General features: G+C 46.2%; 14 protein-coding genes. 8 read left to right on the plus strand and 6 right to left on the minus strand.

What is annotated here, in order from left to right; translation table 11 throughout:
* The first annotated feature begins 73 nt into the window (after positions 1-73).
* The 4 genes from D8S85_RS00720 to glgP are packed head-to-tail and all read left to right on the plus strand — an operon-like array spanning position 74 to position 8,971.
* Positions 74-2,032: an amylo-alpha-1,6-glucosidase gene (locus D8S85_RS00720; protein WP_240648782.1), complete on the plus strand. Its 1,959-nt coding sequence runs from the start codon at positions 74-76 to the stop codon at positions 2,030-2,032.
* A 36-nt stretch (positions 2,033-2,068) separates the two neighbouring features.
* Positions 2,069-3,352, plus strand: a complete 1,284-nt coding sequence (locus D8S85_RS00725; protein WP_317128933.1) for a glycosyltransferase family 4 protein — start codon at positions 2,069-2,071, stop codon at positions 3,350-3,352.
* Positions 3,353-3,377: 25 nt separating this feature from the next.
* Positions 3,378-4,682, plus strand: coding sequence for a glycoside hydrolase family 57 protein (locus tag D8S85_RS00730; RefSeq protein ID WP_106624359.1), 1,305 nt, complete (start codon positions 3,378-3,380; stop codon positions 4,680-4,682).
* Positions 4,683-4,726: 44 nt separating this feature from the next.
* Positions 4,727-8,971, plus strand: a complete 4,245-nt coding sequence (gene glgP / locus D8S85_RS00735; RefSeq protein ID WP_106624360.1) for an alpha-glucan family phosphorylase — start codon at positions 4,727-4,729, stop codon at positions 8,969-8,971.
* Between the two features lie 110 nt (positions 8,972-9,081).
* On the opposite strand, the gene D8S85_RS00740 is transcribed toward glgP, so the two are convergent.
* Positions 9,082-9,420 (minus strand): translation initiation factor, encoded by a 339-nt coding sequence (locus tag D8S85_RS00740; RefSeq protein ID WP_087422320.1) that lies wholly within the window; start codon positions 9,418-9,420, stop codon positions 9,082-9,084.
* 386 nt (positions 9,421-9,806) lie between these two features.
* Between D8S85_RS00740 and D8S85_RS00745 the strand changes: the two genes are divergently transcribed.
* Complete coding sequence (locus D8S85_RS00745; RefSeq protein WP_106624361.1) at positions 9,807-12,107, plus strand: bifunctional dihydroorotate dehydrogenase B NAD binding subunit/NADPH-dependent glutamate synthase; 2,301 nt, start codon at positions 9,807-9,809, stop codon at positions 12,105-12,107.
* Between the two features lie 70 nt (positions 12,108-12,177).
* Here D8S85_RS00745 and D8S85_RS00750 read toward each other — a convergent pair whose 3' ends face one another.
* The 4 genes from D8S85_RS00750 to D8S85_RS00765 form a co-directional block, all read right to left on the minus strand.
* Entirely contained in the window at positions 12,178-13,374 is a 1,197-nt protein-coding gene (locus D8S85_RS00750) for an FprA family A-type flavoprotein (protein ID WP_106624362.1), read from the minus strand.
* Between the two features lie 120 nt (positions 13,375-13,494).
* On the minus strand, positions 13,495-14,700 hold the full coding sequence (locus D8S85_RS00755) for a C1 family peptidase (RefSeq protein WP_106624363.1): 1,206 nt from the start codon (positions 14,698-14,700) through the stop codon (positions 13,495-13,497).
* 127 nt (positions 14,701-14,827) lie between these two features.
* Positions 14,828-15,763, minus strand: a complete 936-nt coding sequence (locus D8S85_RS00760; protein WP_172726461.1) for a CPBP family intramembrane glutamic endopeptidase — start codon at positions 15,761-15,763, stop codon at positions 14,828-14,830.
* A 79-nt stretch (positions 15,764-15,842) separates the two neighbouring features.
* Positions 15,843-18,392, minus strand: coding sequence for an FtsK/SpoIIIE family DNA translocase (locus D8S85_RS00765; RefSeq protein WP_106624365.1), 2,550 nt, complete (start codon positions 18,390-18,392; stop codon positions 15,843-15,845).
* A gap of 271 nt (positions 18,393-18,663) precedes the next feature.
* Here D8S85_RS00765 and D8S85_RS00770 point away from each other — a divergent pair, with 271 nt between their 5' ends.
* Positions 18,664-20,133: a trypsin-like peptidase domain-containing protein gene (locus tag D8S85_RS00770; RefSeq protein ID WP_228423305.1), complete on the plus strand. Its 1,470-nt coding sequence runs from the start codon at positions 18,664-18,666 to the stop codon at positions 20,131-20,133.
* A 98-nt stretch (positions 20,134-20,231) separates the two neighbouring features.
* The gene (locus D8S85_RS00775) at positions 20,232-21,092 is read left to right on the plus strand and encodes a sigma-70 family RNA polymerase sigma factor (RefSeq protein WP_026207779.1); all 861 of its coding nucleotides are present in this window, start codon (positions 20,232-20,234) and stop codon (positions 21,090-21,092) included.
* 53 nt (positions 21,093-21,145) lie between these two features.
* Here the strand turns inward: D8S85_RS00775 and D8S85_RS00780 are convergent, their stop codons facing one another.
* On the minus strand, positions 21,146-21,457 hold the full coding sequence (locus D8S85_RS00780) for a hypothetical protein (RefSeq protein ID WP_127074705.1): 312 nt from the start codon (positions 21,455-21,457) through the stop codon (positions 21,146-21,148).
* A 282-nt stretch (positions 21,458-21,739) separates the two neighbouring features.
* Here D8S85_RS00780 and D8S85_RS00785 point away from each other — a divergent pair, with 282 nt between their 5' ends.
* Positions 21,740-22,291: a DJ-1 family glyoxalase III gene (locus D8S85_RS00785; RefSeq protein WP_106624368.1), complete on the plus strand. Its 552-nt coding sequence runs from the start codon at positions 21,740-21,742 to the stop codon at positions 22,289-22,291.
* Positions 22,292-22,308 lie beyond the last annotated feature (17 nt).

Raw genomic sequence — 22,308 nt, forward strand, 5'->3', positions numbered from 1 at the left:
CGATTTGTGATTTACGATTTAGGTATAGAGATAATGGTTAATCATAAATCTAAAATTTAAAATCTAAAATTAGATGATGAGTTATTTGAAATTCAACAAAGAAGAGTTGGTAAATCTGGAATATTCTTTGAAGCGAGAAGTTTTATCAACCAATAGAGCCGGGGGATATTCTTCGACAACGGTTGTATGTTGCAACACGAGGAAATATCACGGGTTACTTGTATTACCGATTTCGGAATTCGGGGGAGAGAATCATGTATTGTTATCCTCTTTGGACGAGACGATCGTTCAACACGGGCAATCTTTTAATTTGGGAATCCATAAATATCCCGGGGTGTATGAACCTAGAGGACATAAATATATCGTGGATCTGGCCTATGATCCCTTGTTCACGCTTACTTACCGGGTGGGGGGAGTTGTGCTGAAGAAAGAAATTTTGTTGGTGCACAACGAAACTCAATTAATGATTCGTTATACATTGGAGGACGCTCATTCGGAGACATTCTTGCGGTTGAAACCGTTTTTGGCTTATCGCAATGTTCATGCTTTAAGCAAGGCGAACATGATGGCAAACACCAAATTCGACCACGTGGAGAATGGCATCCGTTCAAAATTGTATGTCGGTTTTCCGGCATTGAACATGCAGTTGAGCAAGGAGAACGAGTTTGTGCCTGTGCCTGATTGGTATTATAATATAGAATACTTGGAGGAAAAGAACCGGGGCTATGACTACGAGGAAGATCTGTTTGTTCCCGGTTATTTCGAAGTCCCGATTAAAAAAGGAGAAAGCATCATATTTTCAGCTTCAACCGAAGAGGTAAAGACATCCGCGTTGAAACGTAAATTTCAGCAAATGGAAAATAAACGGGAGCGTCGGGATGACTTCGAAAGTTGTTTGACCTATTCTGCCTCCCAGTTTATCGTGCATGAAGGTAAAGATACGGAAGTTGTTGCCGGCTATCTGTGGTTCGGACGCTGGGGTCGCGACACATTCATTGCTTTGCCGGGATTGACGCTGGCTGCCGGGTCGGATCTGAAAACCTGTAAAGAGGTGCTTGATACCATGGCTCGCCAACTGCACAACGGTTTGTTCCCGAACATCGGTAAAGGCGATAAGGCGGCCTACAATTCGATAGATGCCCCGATGTGGTTCTTCTGGGCCGTTCAGGAGTACGATAAAGCCCAGGGAGAGCCGGGCGTCGTATGGAAAAATTATGGCGGTAAAATGAAATCAATCTTGACCGCTTTCCGGGATGGCGTGAACCCGGGCTTGAGAATGGATCCGAATGGATTGATCTGGGCCCGACAACCTGGAAAAGCACTGACATGGATGGATGCCGTCGTGCGGGGAGTACCCGTGACACCGAGGTCGGGATATGCCGTGGAGATCAACGCTCTTTGGTATAATGCGGTTTGTTACATGCTGAGGTTGGCTGAAGAGGCAAAAGACAATGCTTTCATTCAAGAATGGCAGGATATGCCCGAATTGATTCGTAAATCATTCGTGGAAACGTTCTGGAATGATGAGAAGGGGTATTTGGCAGACTACGCGGATGAGAAAGGACAGAATCTGGATGTGAGACCCAATCAGGTGTTTGCCTGTTCTTTAACTTATTTTCCGGTCACGGATGATATGAAGGAACGGGTGCTGAAAGTGATTACCAGAGAGCTGCTCACGCCTAAAGGATTACGGACATTATCTCCCAAAAATCCGAAATATCGCGGGCATTACGAGGGTAATCAGGAGGAGCGGGATAACGCTTACCATCAAGGAACCGTATGGCCTTGGTTGATCGGGGCATATATCGAGGCTAACCTTAAACTTTACGGGAAGCAGTTCTTGCCGGAAGCTAAAGAATTATTGGATGGATACGAGGATGACATGACACTTTACGGCCTGTGTTCAATTGCAGAAGTGTATGATGGCGATCCACCACATCATCCGAATGGAAGTATTTCTCAGGCCTGGAGTGTCGGGGAGGTACTTCGAAGTATGAAATTAATCAGGAAATATGAAAATGAATCGAATTAGACCATTTCCGAATTTGCAAATGAATATATTATGAGCATAAGAGTATTGATGTTTGGGTGGGAATTTCCACCGCATATTGCAGGGGGCTTGGGAACGGCCAGTTACGGGTTGACGAAAGGCTTGGCTAAACATGGAGTCAAAGTGATGTTCGTCATGCCGAAAGCCGGGGGTGATGAAGATCAAAGTGTCGTGAAAATCATTAATGCGAGTGATGTCGAAATGATGAGCGAGTATTCCACCTTGGATGAATACTGGCAGAATGTAAACTTTATGGAAATCGGTTCGAATCTTGTTCCTTATCTGGATCCGGAAACCTTCGAAAGAACGGTAACGGAGACGATCAAGACGGGCGAACATTCCGAGCATATCGTTTTTCGTAACAAGTTCCAATTTTCCGGTAAATACGGGAGCAACCTGATGGAAGAAGTGGCCCGTTACGCCATGGTGGCGGGGACAATAGCGGCACAACAGGATTTTGATATTATCCACGCGCATGACTGGCTGACCTATTCGGCCGGGATCGTGGCGAAAAAAGTTTCGGGAAAGCCGTTGGTCATCCATGTACATGCCACGGAATTTGACCGGAGCGGGGAAAATGTCAACCCGCAGGTGTTTGATATAGAGAAACGCGGCATGGAAGCTGCCGACCGGGTCATTACCGTGAGCAACCTGATACGAAACATCGTGATCAATCGTTACGGGATCAATCCGGACAAAGTGGTGACGGTTCATAATGCCGTGGATTTTCAAACGCGTGAGGACATTGAAGTTGATCGTGGCGTGAAAGAAAAAGTGGTTACTTTCTTGGGTAGAATTACATTCCAGAAAGGACCGGAATATTTTATCGAAGCGGCGAACAAGGTGTTGAAACGTTACCCGAATGTCCGATTCGTGATGGCCGGTAGCGGGGATTTATTCAATCGCTCGGTTCGACGTGTGGCACAGTTAAAAATCGCCACGAAGTTTCACTTTACCGGGTTCTTACGGGGTGATGATGTCCAGAAAATGTTCTCGTATAGTGACGTGTACGTGATGCCTTCCGTGTCCGAACCCTTCGGGATATCCCCGTTGGAGGCGATGCGTGCGGGGGTACCCACCATTATTTCCAAGCAGTCCGGGGTGGCGGAAGTCTTGAAACATTCCATAAAAGTAGATTACTGGGATGTTGACGCGCTGGCTGATGCCATATATGGGCTGCTGACTTATCCCGCTTTAGGCAAAATGGCCGGAAAAGAAGGATTGGACGAGGTGAACCAGTTGAAATGGGAGAATGCAGCGTTGAAAGTGGAGAACGTGTACAAGGACGTTTTGGGAATGTAGAATGTAAAATTTAAAATGTAAAATTATGAAAAAGACATTGTGTTTTTATTTCCAGATACATCAACCCGTAAGATTAAGAAGGTATCGTTTTTTTGATATAGGTAAACGTCATGATTACTTTGACGAATACGTGAATCGTTCCACCATACGGCGAATCGCTGAAAGATGTTATCTGCCGATGAATCATTTGATCATGGATTTGATCAAGCGCTATGGAACGAATTTTAAAGTGAGTTTTTCCATATCCGGCTCGGCATTGGAACAATTCGCTCTTCATGCCCCGGAAGTGATTGAAAGTTTTCAAGAATTGGCAAAGACCGGTTGCGTGGAATTTTTGGCGGAAACCTATGCCCATTCTTTGGCATCTTTGTCGGATACCGATGAATTCGAGAGGCAAGTACGACGACATGCCGCTAAAATGGAAGAGTTGTTCGGGCAAAAACCCGTGACGTTGCGAAATAGTTCGTTGATATATTCCGATCAGATCGGGGAACGTGTGGCTGCCATGGGCTTTGAGTCCATGCTGACCGATGGGGCAAAGCATGTGTTGGGGTGGAAGAGTCCGAATTTCGTTTACACGAACGTGATGAATCCCCGGTTGAAACTGTTATTGAAAAATTCCCGGTTAAGCGACGACTTGACCCTGCGTTTTTCAGATCATAGCTGGCATGAATGGCCTCTTACGGCAGATAAATATGCCCGTTGGTTAAAAGATAGTACGCGGGATAGCGAGATCGTGAATTTGTTTATGAACTACGAGACGTTTGGTGAAAACCAATTGGCGGAAACCGGAATTTTCGAGTTTATGCGTTCTCTGCCTGAATACATATTCTCGACCACCGATTTTGAATTCCTGACCCCCGGTGAGGCGGTGAAAAAACATCAGCCGGTGGCTCCTTTGCATGTGCCTTACCCCATTTCTTGGGCGGATGAAGAAAAAGATATTACCGGGTGGCTGGGAAATGAATTGCAAAATGAAGCCTTTGAAGAGTTGTTCAAAATACAGCCTAAAGTGGAAGCATTAAATGATCCGGAGTTGAACGAAGACTACTCTCGCCTGCAGGCTAGCGACCATTTCTACTATATGCGGACGAAACTGTTCTCCGATAACGACTATCATCGTTATGTTTCACCTTATGAAACCCCGTACGAAGCATTCATAAACTATATGAATGTGCTGAGTGACTTTATAGCACGTGTGGAAGATATGGAAAAAATGCGTAATATCGCGAGCGACAACATCACCGAAGAAGAAAAAAGTCCAGAAAAAAAGAAACGGGCTCCTCGTGCAAAGAATGAGGGGAGTGCTGCGAAGACAACGAAAAGGTGAGTGCCGGGGAGAAACAAGTTAAGTCAAAACATTAAACATTAAATATGAGCAATTTGGAATTGAAAGATCCTGCCTATTTGTTCGAGGTAAGTTGGGAAATATGTAACAAGGTTGGAGGAATTCACACGGTAATTTCGACAAAAGTGTTGAGTTTAGCCGGAGAATTCAAAAACAATCATATATTAATCGGTCCGGACGTGTGGCGGTACAATGAGCCGAACCCGGAATTCACGGAAGATGCCCATTTGTTTAAATCATGGCGGGTGAAAGCGGCGCAGGAGGGTTTGCGAATAAAGGTCGGGCGATGGAACGTGGCTGGTAACCCCGTGGCTATATTGGTCGATTTCACCTCTTTTATACCCCAGAAGAATCAGATATTGACCTCTTTTTGGGAGAAATTTCAAGTGGATTCGTTGACCGGACAATGGGATTACATCGAACCCGTGTTATTCGGTTATGCGGCAGGAAAAGTGATCGAGAGCTTTGTTCGTTACCATATATCTCCTCGTCAGCGTATTATAGCCCAATTCCACGAGTGGATGACGGGAAGTGGTATGTTGTACTTGAAAAATGCCCTTCCGCAAGTGGGATGCGTGTTCACCACTCATGCCACCGTGTTAGGACGTAGTATTGCCGGGAACGGCCTGCCCCTTTATGACCCGATGAAAGAGTATAACCCGCGGGAAACGGCCCATCGTTTCGGGGTGGATTCCAAACAATCCCTGGAAAGTAAGGCGGCAGAGTGGGCGGATTGCTTCACGACGGTCAGTGACATTACAGCGAAAGAGTGTGAGCACTTTTTGGGTAAGCAAGTGGATCTCGTAACACCGAATGGATTCGAGAACAGTTTCACGCCCAGCGAGGAAAATTATCCCGTGAAACGTCAACAAGGACGGGAAAAATTGTTGAAAGTGGCTCAGGCCCTTTTGGGACGGACGGTTGCTGAAGATGCCTTGATCGTGGGAATCAGTGGACGTTACGAATTTAAAAACAAAGGACTGGACGTATTTATCGAGGCGTTGGGACGTCTGAACCGCGACGCGGATAACAAACGGGATATCTTGGCATTTATTTTGGTTCCGGCCGGTCACAAGGGCGTCAATGGAGAATTGCTGAATAACCTGGAACGTCCCTACCAGGCAATCGAAATCACGCATCCTTACGTGACGCATGAATTGTCTGACCCGCAAAACGATCCGGTGTTGTGCAAAATCGGGGAACAACGCTTGTCGAATCGACCGGAGGATCGGGTGAAAGTCTTTTTCTCACCGAGTTATTTGAATGGAAATGACGGCGTGTTTAATATGCCTTATTACGATTTGCTCGTGGGGATGGATTTAACGGTTTTCCCTTCTTACTACGAACCTTGGGGCTACACACCTCTGGAGAGTTTGGCGTTTAAAGTGCCAACAATCACGACTACCTTGGCTGGTTTCGGTTTATGGGTAGAATCCTATTATAAAAAAGCACATCCGGGCATTGAAGTCATTGCACGGGATGACCGGAATAATGAAGAGGTGGTCGAGAAAATCGCCGATAAAATCAAGGCGATTGCTGCCCTGAACCCCCAAGAGTATCAGGCCGTGGCCCAAAATGCCAAAGAGGTATCGAAAATTGCACTTTGGGAAAACTTGATCTCGTACTACAAAAAGGCTTACCAAATTGCACTCGATAAAGTGAACGAACGGGTGGATGAAATTCCGGTTATAGAAGAAGAACAATGGTCGTTTATCGAGAAGAAGACGGCAACGAATGTTCCGAACTGGATCAGCGTGATCATCCATCGCTCCATTCCTGCCAAATTAAGTGCCTTGGAAAAATTGGCGAATAACTTGTGGTGGTGTTGGAACGAGGAGGCCGTTGATCTGTTCAAAAGCATCGATCCTTCACAATGGATGCAGACCCGCCATAACCCGATAGCTCTTTTAGACAAAATCTCTTTAAATCGATACAAGGAGCTGGAAAATGACGAGGAATTTGTGGCTCGTCTGGCCGCCGTGTACGCTAAATTCTCCGAGTACATGGAAGAAAAGAAACAGATGAATAGCCCTTCCATTGCCTATTTCAGCATGGAGTACGGATTACACGCTTCACTGAAAATATATTCGGGAGGTCTTGGCGTGTTGGCCGGCGATTATCTGAAAGAGGCAAGTGATAAAAAAACAAAAATCACGGGTATCGGATTACTGTATCGTTACGGTTATTTCACGCAGAAATTCTCCGCCGCGGGAAATCAAGAGGCGGAATACGAGGCACAGGATTTCACGAAAATACCGGTATCTCCGGCACGGGATGCGGAAGGAAATTGGTTGACAATCAGTCTTTCATTCCCCGGACGTGAAGTGTATGCTCGAATCTGGCAGGTAAACGTCGGACGGGTCGAGTTGTACTTGTTGGATACGGATTTCGAGGATAATCAGGAAGGCGATCGGAGCATCACGCACTACCTCTATGGAGGCGATTGGGAAAATCGCTTGAAGCAGGAAATCTTGTTAGGCATTGGAGGTATCCGGGCCTTGCGGAAATTGAACATTCAAGCAGACGTGTACCATTGTAACGAGGGACACGCGGCATTTACCGGGTTGGAAAGATTACGGGAATACGTGGCGGACGACCAACTTTCATTTGCCGAGGCCATGGAAGTCGTTCGGGCGTCTTCGCTTTTCACGACACACACGCCGGTTCCGGCAGGACACGATTCATTTACCGAAAACTTGTTGAAAAACTATTTCTGGTTTGAAGCCGATCGCTTGAAGATCACGTGGGAACAATTGTTAGGGCTGGGACGAGTAAACGCGAATGACCCGAACGAGAAATTCTCCATGAGTTTCTTGGCCGCCAACTTGTCGCAGGAAATAAACGGGGTGAGCTGGTTACACGGAAAGGTGAGTCGGGACATATTCAAGAATTTATGGCCGGGATACATGCCGGAAGAGTTGCATATCAGTTATGTAACCAATGGCGTGCATTACCCGACGTGGACGGCCCCGGAATGGAAGAAAATACAGTTGAGCGTGTTTGGAGAGAAATTCAAAACGCATCATTACGATAAAACCTGTTTTGAAGGAATTTACCAGGTACCGGATCAAGTGATCAGAGAGGTGCGAATGATTCTGCGTAGTCGGCTGATCCGTCATATAAAGCATCGTTTGGCCAACGAGAAGAGCACGGCTTACTTCACGCCGCGGCAAATCGTGGAGATTCAAGACACCTTGCGGGATGATATCCTGACCATCGGTTTTGCCCGTCGTTTCGCCACGTACAAGCGAGCTCATTTGCTGTTCAGTAATCTGGATCGGTTGAACGAGATCGTGAATAACCCGGAGCGTCCCGTTCAGTTTATATTCGCGGGAAAAGCTCACCCGGCGGATCAGGCCGGTCAGGATTTGATCAAGCGGATCGTGGAGATTTCCAAATACCCGCAGTTCTTGGGTAAGATATTGTTCCTCCCGAATTATGACATGGACTTGGCCCGTCACATGGTGCAAGGCGTGGACGTGTGGATGAACACCCCGACTCGCCCGCAGGAGGCTTCCGGTACGAGCGGGGAGAAGGCCGCCATGAATGGTGTCATGCACTTCAGCGTGCTGGACGGCTGGTGGGTTGAAGGCTACCAAAAGGATGCCGGTTGGGCCTTACCGATGGAAAGGACTTACGAGAATCAGGAATTCCAAAATGAATTGGATGCCGAGTTGATTTATAATATCATCGAATCGGAAATTGCCCCGGCATTTTATGAACGGGATGCGAATGGTTTATCCGGTAAATGGGCTGGATACATCAAGAACACGATTGCTAAAGTGGCATCAAACTTCACGACTAACCGGATGCTGACGGACTACGAGGACAAGTTCTATATACCGATGTCTCGCCGTTTTCACCGTTTGAGTGACAATCATTATGCTTTAGCCGCGCAGATTGCGGAGTGGAAACGAAAGGTCAGCCGGGAATGGGATTCCGTGCAGGTGGATGGTTTGATTCTTCCCGATAAATCGAAACAGATCATCTCTTTAGGTAGATCTTACCAAGGAAAAGTGATACTTGATTTGGGTGAGTTATCGATTGATGACATCGGGGTAGAACTGGTTGCCATGATGAAAAAGGACGAGAAAATCGAGGTTTGTTTCACGCAGGAGTTCTTACCCGTCTCCTTCGAGAACGGAAAAGCCATGTATTCCATTGAAGTGACACCCGATGATCCCGGAATCTTCATGCTGGGTTTGAGAATCTTCCCGAAAAATACATTACTTCCTCACAGGCAGGATTTTGCTTTGGTGAAATGGGTGTAGTGTTGTATTAAGACGACTACCCCTAACCCCTCTTACACGGGATGGTGAACTGCTTGGTGATCAACACTCCCCCTGTGTAAGGGGGAGTGGGAGGGGGTAAGTTTCTTTTTTTATTTTGCCCGGTATTTATTGTCCCGGAGAATGGTCAACACTTTTTCTTTTACTTCCCCTTGGATGATAATTTCTCCATCCTTCACGGAACCACCCACGCCGCATTTGTTTTTCAGTAATTTAGCCAGTTCTTTCAGATCTTCTTCCGTGCCCACGAAACCTTGTACGAGGGTGACGGTTTTGCCTTTGCGCTGTTTGGAATCGAGGGTTACCCGCAGGTTCTGTTTTTCCGGGGCCAGGGTTTCCTGTTCCTCCTCTTGATTGTATTCGTACTGGTAATTGGGGTTCGTGGAGTAAACCACGTTGATCCGTTCCTTTTTATCGTTTTTATTGCCCATAATCTCTGTGTAATTTGTTTTCGGGAACAAAAATAGCAATATTACTCGGATTGTCACGAAATGACATGAGTTTTCCGAAGTGCTGGTTCGTGGGAAGTTGCTTTACTTTGTGCGACCAGTTTGGTGCAAGTTAAGTGGGAAATAAGGGACGACAAACGAGGGACAGACGTGTCCTCTCCGGTTCATAGCCGTTTGGTAACTGGCATTGCTATTTAGGGAACATGGCGATGTCATTCGGTGCGTGTCCGGTCTGTTGCCTACTTCTAACGGATCTTACCATTAATCGAAATAAAAGTTGTTTTTTCCGAGGGGTTCGTTATCTTTGCGGCTTGAAATCGAAAACGATAGCGGGGTTGAAATAAGTAGAATAGATTAACCTATAGACTATGAATAAAATTTTAAGTAAGGCTTATTTTTCAGAAAAAGTTGTAAAGCTGGAAGTTGAGGCTCCATTGATAGCAAAGTCCCGTAAACCGGGTAATTTCGTGATTGTACGCGTGGGAGAGAAGGGCGAGCGGATGCCGTTGACCATTGCTGACGCTAATTTGGAAAGAGGAAGTATTACATTAGTGGTACAAGTGATGGGAGTATCTTCCCGTAAATTGTGCGCTTTGGAAGTGGGGGATTATATCACGGATTTGGTAGGACCCCTCGGTAAACCGACTCATATCGAGAAGGTGGGGACCGTGTTGGCTTGCGGTGGTGGTGTTGGCGTGGCTCCTTTACTGCCCATCGTGCGAGCTTTCAAGGAAGCCGGAAACAGGGTGGTTTCAGTGATTGCCGGACGTAATAAGGATTTAGTGATTCTGGAGGACGAAATACGGGCTTCTTCGGACGAAGTGATTATCATGACGGATGACGGAAGCTATGGAAAAAAAGGTTTGATCACGGAGGGGATGGAAGACGTGATCAAGCGTGAAAAAGTGGATTTGGCCGTGACCATCGGGCCGGCAATCATGATGAAGTTTTGCGAGAAACTGACTCGTAAATACGATATCCCGACGGTGGCCAGTTTGAACGCGTTGATGGTGGATGGAACCGGAATGTGTGGTGCTTGCCGGGTGACCGTGGGAGGAAAGACCCGCTTTACTTGCGTTGACGGACCGGAGTTTGATGCACACTTGATTGATTTTGACGAGATATTGTCCCGGTTAGGCGGATTCAAGGATGCCGAGGTGGCTAAGTTGCATGAGGTGGAGGAGAAGCAGGAGGAAGCTGAACACGCTCATGGCGTGAGCGACCGGAACGCTCCCTGGCGTCAGGAATTGCGTCAGCGGGTGGCAGGTAAAGATCGTACTTCGATAGAACGCGTTCGTATGCCTGAAGCAACCCCAGAGGAACGTATCAAGAGCCAGCGCATCGAGGTAAATCAAGGTTTGACGGCCGATATGGCTATGCGGGAGGCTACCCGTTGTATGGATTGCGTGACCCCGACTTGCATGGGAGGTTGTCCCGTGGGTATTGATATTCCCGGATTCGTGAAAAACATTGAGCGAGGAGAATTTTTGCAGGCCGCGGCCGTGCTGAAACGCACGAGTGCTTTACCGGCAGTTTGCGGTCGGGTTTGTCCTCAAGAAAAACAATGTGAATCCAAGTGTTTTTATTTACAAAAATTGAAGAAGCCATCGGTTGCCATCGGTTATCTGGAGCGTTTTGCATCGGATTTCGAGAGAGAATCCGGGCATATTGCCGTGCCGGAAGTCGCTCATGCCAATGGAATTAAAGTGGCCGTTATCGGTTCCGGACCTTCCGGGTTGTCGTGTGCGGGCGATTTGGCAAAATTGGGTTACGATGTAACCGTGTTCGAGGCGTTGCACGAGATCGGCGGTGTATTGAAATACGGTATTCCCGAATTCCGTTTGCCGAATAGCGTGGTAGACGTGGAGATCGAGAACCTGAAGAAGATCGGCGTGAAGTTCGTTACCAATTTTATCGTGGGTATGACGGATTCCGTGGAGGATTTGAAAGCGGAAGGTTTCCAGGCTTTCTACGTGGCTTCGGGTGCCGGACTTCCCCGGTTTATGAATATTCCCGGAGAAAACTATAACGGTATTCTTTCTTCCAACGAGTACCTGACCCGGGTAAATCTGATGGGTGCCGATAGCGAGGATTCCGATACCCCGGTGTACCGCGGCAAGAACGTGGTTGTCGTGGGAGGTGGTAATACTGCGATGGATTCCGTGCGTACGGCAAAACGGTTGGGCGCGGAGCGTGCCATGATCGTTTACCGTCGGAGCGAGGAGGAAATGCCTGCCCGTCTGGAAGAGGTAAAGCATGCCAAGGAAGAGGGATGTGAGTTTATCACGTTGACGAATCCGGTGGAATATATTGCCGATGAACGGGGACGCGTGAAACAGGTACGGGTGCAGAAGATGGCTTTGGGTGAACCGGATGCCAGCGGACGCCGCAGTCCCGTGCCGGTGGAAGGTTCCGAGTACACGATTGATGCCGACGTGGTGGTTGTGGCCGTCGGAGTTTCTCCTAACCCGATTGTTCCGAATTCCGTGAAAGGACTGGAAATTTCACGCAAGGGTACAATCGTGGTAAACGATGAAACGATGCAGTCAAACTTGTCAGAGTTCTTTGCCGGGGGAGATATCGTGAGAGGTGGAGCAACGGTGATTTTGGCTATGGGTGACGGTCGTCGGGCTGCCAAACATATTGACGAGATGTTTAAAGCAAAATAGAATAAACAGGAATAAAAAAATAGGGATGAAATTTTTCATCCCTATTTTTATTTATTCATATTTATTGAAATCAACAGATTTCATCCAGTTTATCTGCCATGGCGTAAGCGATGTTACGACACGTTTCGAAATCTTCGTCTTTCGGGCAACCGTAAGCTTCGCAAGCAGGAGCAACAACTTCCCATTTGATTTTTTCCGCGAATTGGTTGAAACGGGGCATTGCACCGCCAGCCCATGCTTTGCCACCGAAGAAGGCAACCACGTGGTTTTTCACGCCCATGTGTTCCAGTTCGAATAGCAGGGTTTCCATGGTCGGGAAGGCGTTGCCGTTGTAAGCACAACTTCCGAGAATAACTCCCTTGTAACGGAAGATATCGTTGATGATGTATGACGGGTGAGTTTTGGAGGCATCGTGGATACGGATTTTCTTGATGCCTTTCTCAGCTAAGAAACGGGCGATGATGTCTGCCATTTTCTCCGTGTTCCCGTACATGGAACTGAACACGATCACGACTCCTTTGTCCGTGTCGTACTTGCTCCATTTGTCGTATTTGGCCACGATGTCGGCAATGTGAGAACGACGGATCGGTCCGTGGGTTGCACATATCATCTGGATCGGAAGGCCACCGAGTTTTTTCAGTGCGGTTTGAGCCGGTTGGCCGTATTTTCCAACAATATTGGAGTAATAACGGCTGATTTCCTCTTCCAGGTAATCCAGGTCTACCTCGTCGTCAAAGATGCCTCCATCAAGCGTTCCGAATGCTCCGAAAATGTCACCGCTGAATAGGATGCCTTCGGTTGATTCGAAAGTAACCATCGTTTCCGGCCAGTGAAGCATGGGGGCCATGTAGAAATTCAATTTATGTTTTCCAAGGTCGAGAGAATCGCCTTCTTTTATTTCCATCAAGTTTTCGCAAACCCCGTAGAAGTTTTTCAGCATGGGGAAGGTTTTGGCGTTACCGATGATTTTTACATCCGGGTAGTGGCACAATAAAGCTTTGATGGCTCCGGTGTGATCCGGTTCCATGTGATTAATCACGAGATAATCGACTTTCCTTCCGTTCAGTAGCTGTTCGATGTTTTCCACGTAGTCATCCATTTTGCTTCTTTCGATCGTGTCGATGACTACTACTTTTTCGTCCACGATGATATAAGAGTTATAAGCAACACCTTTGGGAAGAGGCCAGTAATTTTCGAAGATATGTGTTCTTCTGTCGTTGACTCCAATCCAGTAAATGTCTTTTTTGATTTCTCTCGCTAGATTCATATCGGTTATGATTTTATATATTTCTTTTTCTTTCTCGCAAAATTATGAAAAAAAGGCCGTTAATCAGATGGATCAACGGCCTTTTTTTATCGTTTTTCTCTATCCCTTGATAGAGTGAATTTATTTGATTCCAAGTTTTTTGCGAATATCTTTCGGGATGGCATTCTTGTGGACGATGATGTTCATCGTTTTGTATTTCATGAAAGGTTCGGAAGCGTAGAAGTATCCGCCGAATTTGTTGTATTTATTCCAAGAGTTTTTCACGATGTAGTAAACCGTACCGTTCTGGTCTTTTGCTTTACCGATCACGTGCATACCGTGGTCGTCGGTAGTCAGGTAGTTGTCGAACTCTTGTTGTCTCATTTCCTGAGTAATCTCTTTTTCGGGAGCCGGGCCTTGTTTGAAAGCATCCGGGTTTTGGTTGCCTTTAGGCATTGCTTCCCATTTAGCGATCTCGGCGCCGCTCATTTCTTTCGTGTCGGTTGTCGGAACCACGGCAATTCCGGGGTGAGAGGTCTGGAAACCTTTTTCGCTCACGTCGGAAGCCCAAGCAAAAGTGTAGCCGTTGTCGATGGCGTTACTCATCACTTGTGCCAGTTCGTCTAGCGGTAAGTTGTAAGACATGCCCCACAACCAGTTATCCGGAACTTCGATCGCGAATTGTGAGTAGAAGGGGTGGTGAGTGAATGAAGTCAAGCTCACGTAATCATCCATGTTTAATCCGACTACTTCGGCAGCGAAGGTTTTCGGGGTATATTCTTTACCGTTATACTCGAATTTTTCAGGCTCTTCTCCAAGGTAAGCATCCAGAATGCCGTCAAAGCCTTTTTTCCAAGCGGTACTTAATTTTTTGTTTGAGTTTTTGATAACAGCGTTAATGTAACCGGCCAACACGTCATCGATTTCACCGAAAGCGTGGTTGGGTTCACCGTAGTTCAATCCCTTGTACACGTCCATCGGAACGATACCGTAGTTTTGGATTACGTGCATCACGTCGCAGAAAGCTCCACCGACAGCGAAGTTCATGTTTCCGTGCAAACGAACAAATTTGGTTGCTTTGTCGCTGTAAGCGTGTCTTACGATATACATGGCTGAAAGATCGATAGGTTCTTTACCCATACGGATCATTTCTGACTCAAAGAAGGAGATCCCTGACCAGGCCCAGCAGGTACCTGCACGCGCTTGATCCTTTACGGAATTTGCCGGTAATCTCTTGATATCAGTGAATTGGTAACCTTTCGGTTGGTTGTTTTGAACATCCTGAGCATTAGCTAAGAAAGATAGCCCAAAGATGAGAGCGAACATTAAAGATGTAATTTTTCTCATTTTTTTGAAACTTCGATTTATAAATTAATGTATTTGTTATCGCATTTTTGCTTTCGGTCAAAGATACTATTTTATTGGCAATGTTATGAAAGAGTCACGAGTATTAAGAAAATTTTAAGAATTTCGTTTACTCGATGACTTCCCATTTTATACTTTCCCGTTCTACTTTTCTCCACAAGTTGATTTTGGAGAAAAATTTGTATTTCCGGTTGCAAATCCAAAGGAAAATGATCCCGCAAACGAGCATTACCACGGTATCCGTGTGGGAAGCGGTGGGGGCCATGTCTTTGAACAGGGCGTGTGTTTGTAAAGCAGAGGCGTCGTGTGTTACCACGAGGGAAGAGATGACATTGTTGGCCAGGTGTAGTCCCAAGGCCAATTCCAGCCCGTCGTCCCAGATGGCTACCAGTCCGAGGAGTAAACCCATCAAGATGTATTGCGGCATGGCAACCCAAAAGCCGAAGCGATCTACTTCGGGATTGGTGCCGTGGAGTAACCCGAAGGCCAAGCCGGTGAGCAGCAGGGCTACCCATCTGTATTTGAAAAGCAGGATACAGCCCTGCATCAGATAGCCCCGGAAGATGAATTCTTCGAATGCCACTTGGAAGGGGATGAAGATCAAAATGACGATGCACATCATGATGAAGTTGAATGGTTGGAATTGGAATACAAGATGGGAGGTGTCTCCGAATCCGTATTGTGCTCCCAGCAGGACAAGCGTTAAAAGGCCCCATACGGCGGCACCGAAAAATACCCGATTCACGTCAAAGCGATCTCTGCCCGTGAGTATGTCCGTTGTTTTTTTGTGATGAAGAAATTTCACGCATAATAGGAGGGCGACAACACCCCCGGCAAACGTGAATAGCAGGAGGGCCAAGCCTAGGTTGGTGTTCGTGACGGCCAGCAGATTATTCGTTCCGCCGCTGAGCATTTCGGGATGCATGATGATGCTATAAACGGCTAACGGAATTGACGTTACTTGAACCGCTGCAAACACGATGATGAGCGTGAGAATGTAAAAATACCATTTGTTGTTGCCTCTGTACGATTTTTCTAAAAACATAACCTTATTAATTTTAGATTTTAAATTTTAGATTTTAGATTCCAGCCGCACAGGGCTGGCGTTTTTAAATTTTGCGTTCTTAAAATTTTTCATCTACGGTTTTAAGAATGTGTTCCAGGCTATATTCATCGGGAATAAGCACTTGGCGGGCTTTACTCCCCTCGAACGGTCCCACGATTCCGGCCTTTTCCAGTTGGTCGATGATTCTTCCTGCCCGGTTGTAGCCGATAGAGAAGCGTCGCTGGATGGAGGAGGTTGAGCCTTGTTGGGTGTTTACAACCAAACGGGCGGCTTCTTCGAATAACGGGTCTTTTACTCCAAGATCCATATCTCCACTCACCCCGTTTTCCGTGTCGGAAACATATTCGGGAAGGGCGTATGCCTCCGGGTATCCCTGTTGGTCGGCGATGAATTTCGTGATGGCATCTACTTCCGGCGTATCGACGAAGGCACATTGTACGCGCACCATTTCGCTATCCTTGGAGATCAACATGTCCCCGCGGCCGATCAGTTGATTGGCTCCCGGTGAGTCCAGAATGGTACGGGAGTCAATCATGGAGGCCACCTTGAAGGCGATTCGTGCCGGGAAGTTGGCTTTGATGACTCCGGTAATGATGTTCGTGGAAGGTCGTTGCGTGGCAATGATCATGTGAATTCCCACGGCACGGGCCAATTGGGCGATACGGGCAATCGGTTGTTCCACCTCTTTGCCAGCGGTCATGATCAGGTCGGCGAACTCGTCTACCACTACTACAATATAAGGTAGGTAACGATGGCCGTTGTTCGGGTTCAGTTGCCGTTTCACGAATTTTTCGTTGTATTCTTTGATGTTTCTCACGTGAGCTTGTTTCAACAGATCGTAGCGGCTATCCATCTCGATACAGAGGGAGTTGAGCGTGGCGACGACCTTGTCGTTATCGGTAATGATGGCTTCCTCGGCATCCGGTAGTTTCGCCAAGAAGTGTTTTTCAATGACGGAATAGATGCTTAACTCTACCTTTTTGGGGTCCACCATCACGAATTTTAGTTGTGACGGGTGCTTTTTGTATAGGAGCGAGGTGATAATGGCATTCAATCCGACGGATTTACCTTGTCCCGTGGCTCCGGCAACCAGCAAGTGGGGCATTTTGGCCAAGTCGAACGTGTAAGGTTCGTTCGAGATGGTTCGTCCCAATGCTACCGGAAGGGCATATTTGGATTCTTGGAATTTCTTGGACGCGATGATGCCCCGCATGGAAACGACTTCCGGATTCTGGTTCGGCACTTCGATGCCGATGGTCCCAGCTCCGGGTATCGGGGCGATGATACGTATCCCCAAGGCAGACAGGCTTAACGCGATGTCGTCTTCGAGGTTTTTGATTTTCGAGATTTTTATACCGGGGGCGGGGACGATCTCGTACAGCGTGACTGTCGGTCCGATGGTCGCTTTGATTTTGGTGATCTCGATTTTGTAATGGCGTAATGTCTCGATAATCGTGTTTTTATTCTCTTCGAGCTCTTCTGCGGTTACTTTTTGCGAACCGGAAGAGTGTTCTTCGAGTAATTCCAGCGGGGGGTATTGATAATTCGATAAATCGAGTGTCGGGTCATAGTCGGTGTCCGGCAGCAAGTTTTTGGTTAGTTGCTCTTCCAGTTTGTCGGCCATGACGGTCAATTCGATATCGTTATTGGCGTGCGGGGTGTCATCTCCTCCGTGCTCTTCTTGATTTTCATGGTTTTTGTCCGCGTGTAAATCGAAATGATGTTCCGTCGTGAAGTCTTCTTCCGTATCGTGTGATTCCGATGTTTCTATTTTATCCGGATCGGTAATATCGAACTCGTGATAGGAGAAAAGTTCATTTTCAACGGGTGGAACCGTTTCTAGGTTTAACCCGTCTTTTTCTTTGATGTCAACGTCTATTTCTTTTTCTTGCAGGTTCTCCGTTTTTTCGGTTTTTACCGTTTCTTCCCGTTTCCGGACAAGAGCGGCTTCACGAGCTAAGGTTCTCTCTTCTTTGAGTTGGGCTCGGCGGGCGAGATAATTTTTGAGCATGGCCACGCATTTGTTGAAGGCGTTTTCAAAGCCAAAGAAAAGAATGGCGGCAAATGAAACGATCAATAGGAAGAATGAACCGATTTCTCCGATAAAGGAGTTTAGCCAAAAACATACGAAGTAGCCGTGAGCCCCACCCGGGAATACATATCCCGTGGGTAGGAAGGTGAAAATATATCCGAACAGCAAGGAGAGCCAGATGATCAGGACAAAGCTGATGATGATTTTTTTCCCGAATTTTTTTATGTTGCGTCCGGCAATACGTAGTCCGATGATAAATAACAGGTAGCAAAATATGAATGACGATACTCCAAACCATCGGTTTATGAGCAAATCGGAAAGAAATGCTCCCAGTTTTCGTCCCGGGTTCTTGACAACGATATCCGGGTTGGTCATTAATTCCCGGGTTGTTTTGTCAACCAGGCTTTGGTCCATGCCGCCGGTAAAAAAGAACCCGATCAGTGATACCAACAGGTAAATGGAAAATAGCATAAAAATCAACCCTACAACGACACGTGTCCGGGGATCTTTCAGAAAATGAAAGGAGTAGGAGGTACGTGTTTTACCACTCTTTTTATTGTTTATACGTGTTATCATGTAAATTGAAATTATCGAAATCGCAGGTACAAATATACGAAATGTAAAATTTAGAATTTAGAATTTAGAATGAAAAGATTCCGTGATCACGATAAAGGGGAGTTAAAAAGATGGGTAACAGCTTGTCGCTAGCCCAAGGAGAAACATAGTTAAGGTATATTAATTAAGAATTTCTTAATAATCAGTTGGCAAGGATATTGCTACTATTGTAGTACACAAACAAAATGTGGATAGTTTACGTTTAATCTATAAAGGTGATAAAGATATGGCAATGAGAAAATCATTTTTGAATTTAGGGCTTGGGGTTGTTGGCGGTTGCCTTGCTTTCGTGGCAATAGATGCCATGCGAGGAGAAAGTGCCGCTCCGGTTTCACAATTGGAAATAGCATCTCCAGCGGCAGTTCGTCCGGTTTTACGTGCGACTAACACGGCTCTTCCTGTTGGGGGAGCGGGTAGCGTGGATTTGAGGGAAGCTGCCAAAAAGACAGTTCCGGCTGTCGTTCATGTCAAAACGGTACAAATGGGACGGGAATATATAGGTAACCCGCTATTGGAATTTTTCTACGGTTACGCCCCGCGTACGCGGGAGACTCCACAACGGATGGGTATAGGATCGGGTGTCATTGTCTCCGAGGACGGGTATATTATCACGAATAATCACGTGATCGACAAGAGCGACAAGATTACCGTGACTTTGGATAACAAGACGGAATATGAGGCCAAGGTGATCGGGACGGATCCCAACACGGATATTGCTTTATTAAAAGTGGAAGCAAGCGGACTTCCTTACCTGGAGTACGCGAATTCGGACGACGTGGAGTTGGGAGAGTGGGTTTTGGCCGTGGGTAACCCGTATAATTTAACCTCGACGGTTACGGCGGGAATTATTAGTGCCAAAGCGAGAGAGTTGGGAATTAACCGGAGCCAGATGAGTCTGGAATCATTCCTGCAGACAGATGCTGCCGTGAACCCCGGTAACAGTGGGGGAGCGTTGGTGAATGCCAAGGGAGAGTTGATTGGAATAAATACGGCAATCGAATCTCCGACGGGTTCTTATTCGGGGTATTCGTTTGCAGTACCTTCTAATATTGCCCGGAAGGTGGTTGGGGACTTGAAGGAGTTCGGTACGGTGCAGAGAGCCATGATGGGAATATCCATGTGGAGGGAAGAGTTGACTCCGGCCGTGGCGAAAGAACTGGGAACGGATGAAGTGAGCGGAATATATGTCTATGACGTGGTACCTAACGGGGCGGCAGCCAAAGCGGGGATAAAGAAAGGAGATGTGATCAAACGTATTAATGGTATAGAGGTAAAGACAAGGCCGGAGTTTCAAGGGCAGTTGGCTAAATATCATCCGGGAACCACGATTTCCGTGACCGTGAGCCGCGGTGGAAAATTGAAGGATTTTGACGTGGTGCTTCAAAACACGTATGGTGATGTGGCTTTAGTGGATAAAAACTATACCGGAATACTGGGAGCCACGGTGGAACCGTTGAGTCGGGAGGATCGTTACCGCTATCGTTTGAACGGGGGCGTGAAAATTGTAGATATAAAGAATGGCCCGTTTAAAGCGATTGGTTTGGGAGAAGGATATATTATTGTGAAAATTAATAACACGGTAATTTATGATAAGGACGATTTGGTTCGGGCATTGAAAGCAGCAGAAAATGAGGGCGTTCTTGTGACGACTGTTTCGCCGCGCGGACGTGTCGAATACTATGCTTTATCTTTGCAAAATTAAAAAACGTTAATATTGAAAAGGTGTCGATTTTAACATATTGGTTTATGGATAAATTGTTCTACCTTTGCGACATATTTGGGGGAGAATATTAGAAGACTATGAGACAGCTAAAGATAACAAAATCTATAACAAACAGAGAGAGTGCTTCTCTTGACAAATATTTGCAAGAGATTGGTAAGGAGGATTTGATTACGGTTGAAGAGGAAGTTGAGCTTGCCCAACGAATCCGGAAAGGGGATCAGCGGGCTTTGGAGAAACTGACTCGGGCAAACCTTCGTTTCGTGGTATCTGTTGCAAAACAATACCAGAATCAGGGTTTGAGTCTTCCGGACCTTATCAACGAGGGGAATTTGGGTTTGATTAAGGCAGCAGAGAAGTTTGACGAAACGAGGGGTTTCAAGTTCATTTCATACGCTGTATGGTGGATTCGTCAGTCTATCCTGCAAGCATTGGCCGAGCAGTCGCGTATTGTACGTTTGCCATTGAATCAAGTTGGATCTTTGAATAAAATCAATAAAGCATTTTCTCGTTTCGAACAGGAGCATGAGCGTCGTCCGTCTCCGGAAGAGCTGGCAGAGACGTTGGATTTACCGGCAGAAAAGGTTGCCGATACGTTGAGGGTGTCCGGCCGTCATATTTCTGTGGATGCACCTTTCGTTGAGGGTGAGGATAACAGTTTGCTTGACGTGTTGGTAAACGATGATTCTCCTGTTGCGGACAAGACGTTGATTAACGAGTCTTTGTCGACGGAAGTGGAGAGGGCATTGGCCACGTTGACCGAAAGAGAGCGTGATATTATTCGTCTGTTCTTCGGGATTAATTGCCAAGAGATGACATTGGAAGAAATCGGTGAGAAGTTTGGGTTAACCCGCGAACGTGTTCGACAGATCAAGGAAAAGGCTATTCGCCGTCTGCGACACTCTTCCAGAAGTAAGCTATTAAAAACTTATCTAGGATAAATGAAAAAGCGCCGGTCGGCGCTTTTTTGTTTGTAGGTTATTATTACTTCACCTTATTTGGTATTGATTTTCTTTGCTGCTACGATTTCTATTTTATCATTAACTTTTTTAAGACCAACTTTGATCGGTTTTGAATTTTCGAGGCTATAATTCAAGACAGATAAAGTTTTTTTATATCCTTTTGCATCCATGTCTAGCCAAAATACAGATGATAAATATAGTAAAGAAACACCTTTATATCCATCTCTTTCATCCATAAAGTGAGATACAGATGTTTCTTCCCATCTTAAATTCTCGACTATTCTTTTTGAATTGCTACAAGCTATCGTTGCACATGTAAATAATAAGAAGACAAAGAATTTCATGATAATAATATTAACGTGTGTTTGATTGAATCGCTATGCTCATTGAAAACAAAGTTATGGAAATTTTTGTAATGGCAGACGAGTTTTGTAAAGTTTTAATACCCTGCTCTGTCGTAGATTAATTGTGTGTAAGGATTGGATAACGATTTCTTTGCTCTTGCAGCTTGATAGGATGAGGTGCATGATGCGAGATGGATTTGCGGGAACTGATATCCGCAATTGGGAATTTGAATCCTGCCATATTTTTCGTAATTTTGAAGAATCATTTTAATTATAAGAATTATGAAGAAGTCATTTTTATTTTTAGCAGATGGTTTTGAAGAGGTTGAAGCTCTCGGAACAGTGGATGTTTTGCGTCGGGGAACGATTGAGGTGAAAACGGTTTCTATTTCCGATAAAAAAGAGGTTACGGGTGCACATGGAATCTCTGTGGTGGCTGACCTTTTGTTGAATGACGTGAAAGAAGAGGAGGCAGAGTTCTTGATTTGTCCGGGAGGAATGCCGGGGGCCAAGAATTTGGGAGATTGCTCGGCATTGGTGCAATTAATTCAAGAGTACTATGACAAAGGTGGTTACGTGGCAGCTATTTGTGCGGCACCGGCTTTGGTGTTGAGTAAAATAAAAATGAATAAAAGGCATACAATGACCTGCTATCCGGGATTTGAAGGATATTTACCGGATGCCGATATGCAACCTCATGGCGTGGTGGTTGATGGTAACGTGATCACGGGTAGAGGTCCGGCATACGCTTTTAAATTCGGGTTGGCTATTCTGGAACAAATAACATCCAAGCAAGTGGCTGAAGAGGTGGCGGCCGGAATGTTACTGGATTAACATGAGAAGTTGTATAT

The sequence above is a fragment of the Butyricimonas faecalis genome, assembly GCF_003991565.1.
Taxonomy (GTDB): domain Bacteria; phylum Bacteroidota; class Bacteroidia; order Bacteroidales; family Marinifilaceae; genus Butyricimonas; species Butyricimonas faecalis.

Bases quoted from the DNA above. Each gene is read 5' to 3' on its own strand.
- D8S85_RS00745 (WP_106624361.1), top strand. From the start codon at position 9,807: ATGAATAAAATTTTAAGTAAGGCTTATTTTTCAGAAAAAGTTGTAAAG.
- glgP (WP_106624360.1), top strand. From the start codon at position 4,727: ATGAGCAATTTGGAATTGAAAGATCCTGCCTATTTGTTCGAGGTAAGT.
- D8S85_RS00780 (WP_127074705.1), bottom strand. From the start codon at position 21,457: ATGAAATTCTTTGTCTTCTTATTATTTACATGTGCAACGATAGCTTGT.
- D8S85_RS00755 (WP_106624363.1), bottom strand. From the start codon at position 14,700: ATGAGAAAAATTACATCTTTAATGTTCGCTCTCATCTTTGGGCTATCT.
- D8S85_RS00770 (WP_228423305.1), top strand. From the start codon at position 18,664: ATGAGAAAATCATTTTTGAATTTAGGGCTTGGGGTTGTTGGCGGTTGC.
- D8S85_RS00775 (WP_026207779.1), top strand. From the start codon at position 20,232: ATGAGACAGCTAAAGATAACAAAATCTATAACAAACAGAGAGAGTGCT.
- D8S85_RS00750 (WP_106624362.1), bottom strand. From the start codon at position 13,374: ATGAATCTAGCGAGAGAAATCAAAAAAGACATTTACTGGATTGGAGTC.
- D8S85_RS00720 (WP_240648782.1), top strand. From the start codon at position 74: ATGATGAGTTATTTGAAATTCAACAAAGAAGAGTTGGTAAATCTGGAA.
- D8S85_RS00760 (WP_172726461.1), bottom strand. From the start codon at position 15,763: ATGTTTTTAGAAAAATCGTACAGAGGCAACAACAAATGGTATTTTTAC.
- D8S85_RS00740 (WP_087422320.1), bottom strand. From the start codon at position 9,420: ATGGGCAATAAAAACGATAAAAAGGAACGGATCAACGTGGTTTACTCC.
- D8S85_RS00785 (WP_106624368.1), top strand. From the start codon at position 21,740: ATGAAGAAGTCATTTTTATTTTTAGCAGATGGTTTTGAAGAGGTTGAA.
- D8S85_RS00730 (WP_106624359.1), top strand. From the start codon at position 3,378: ATGAAAAAGACATTGTGTTTTTATTTCCAGATACATCAACCCGTAAGA.
- D8S85_RS00765 (WP_106624365.1), bottom strand. From the start codon at position 18,392: ATGATAACACGTATAAACAATAAAAAGAGTGGTAAAACACGTACCTCC.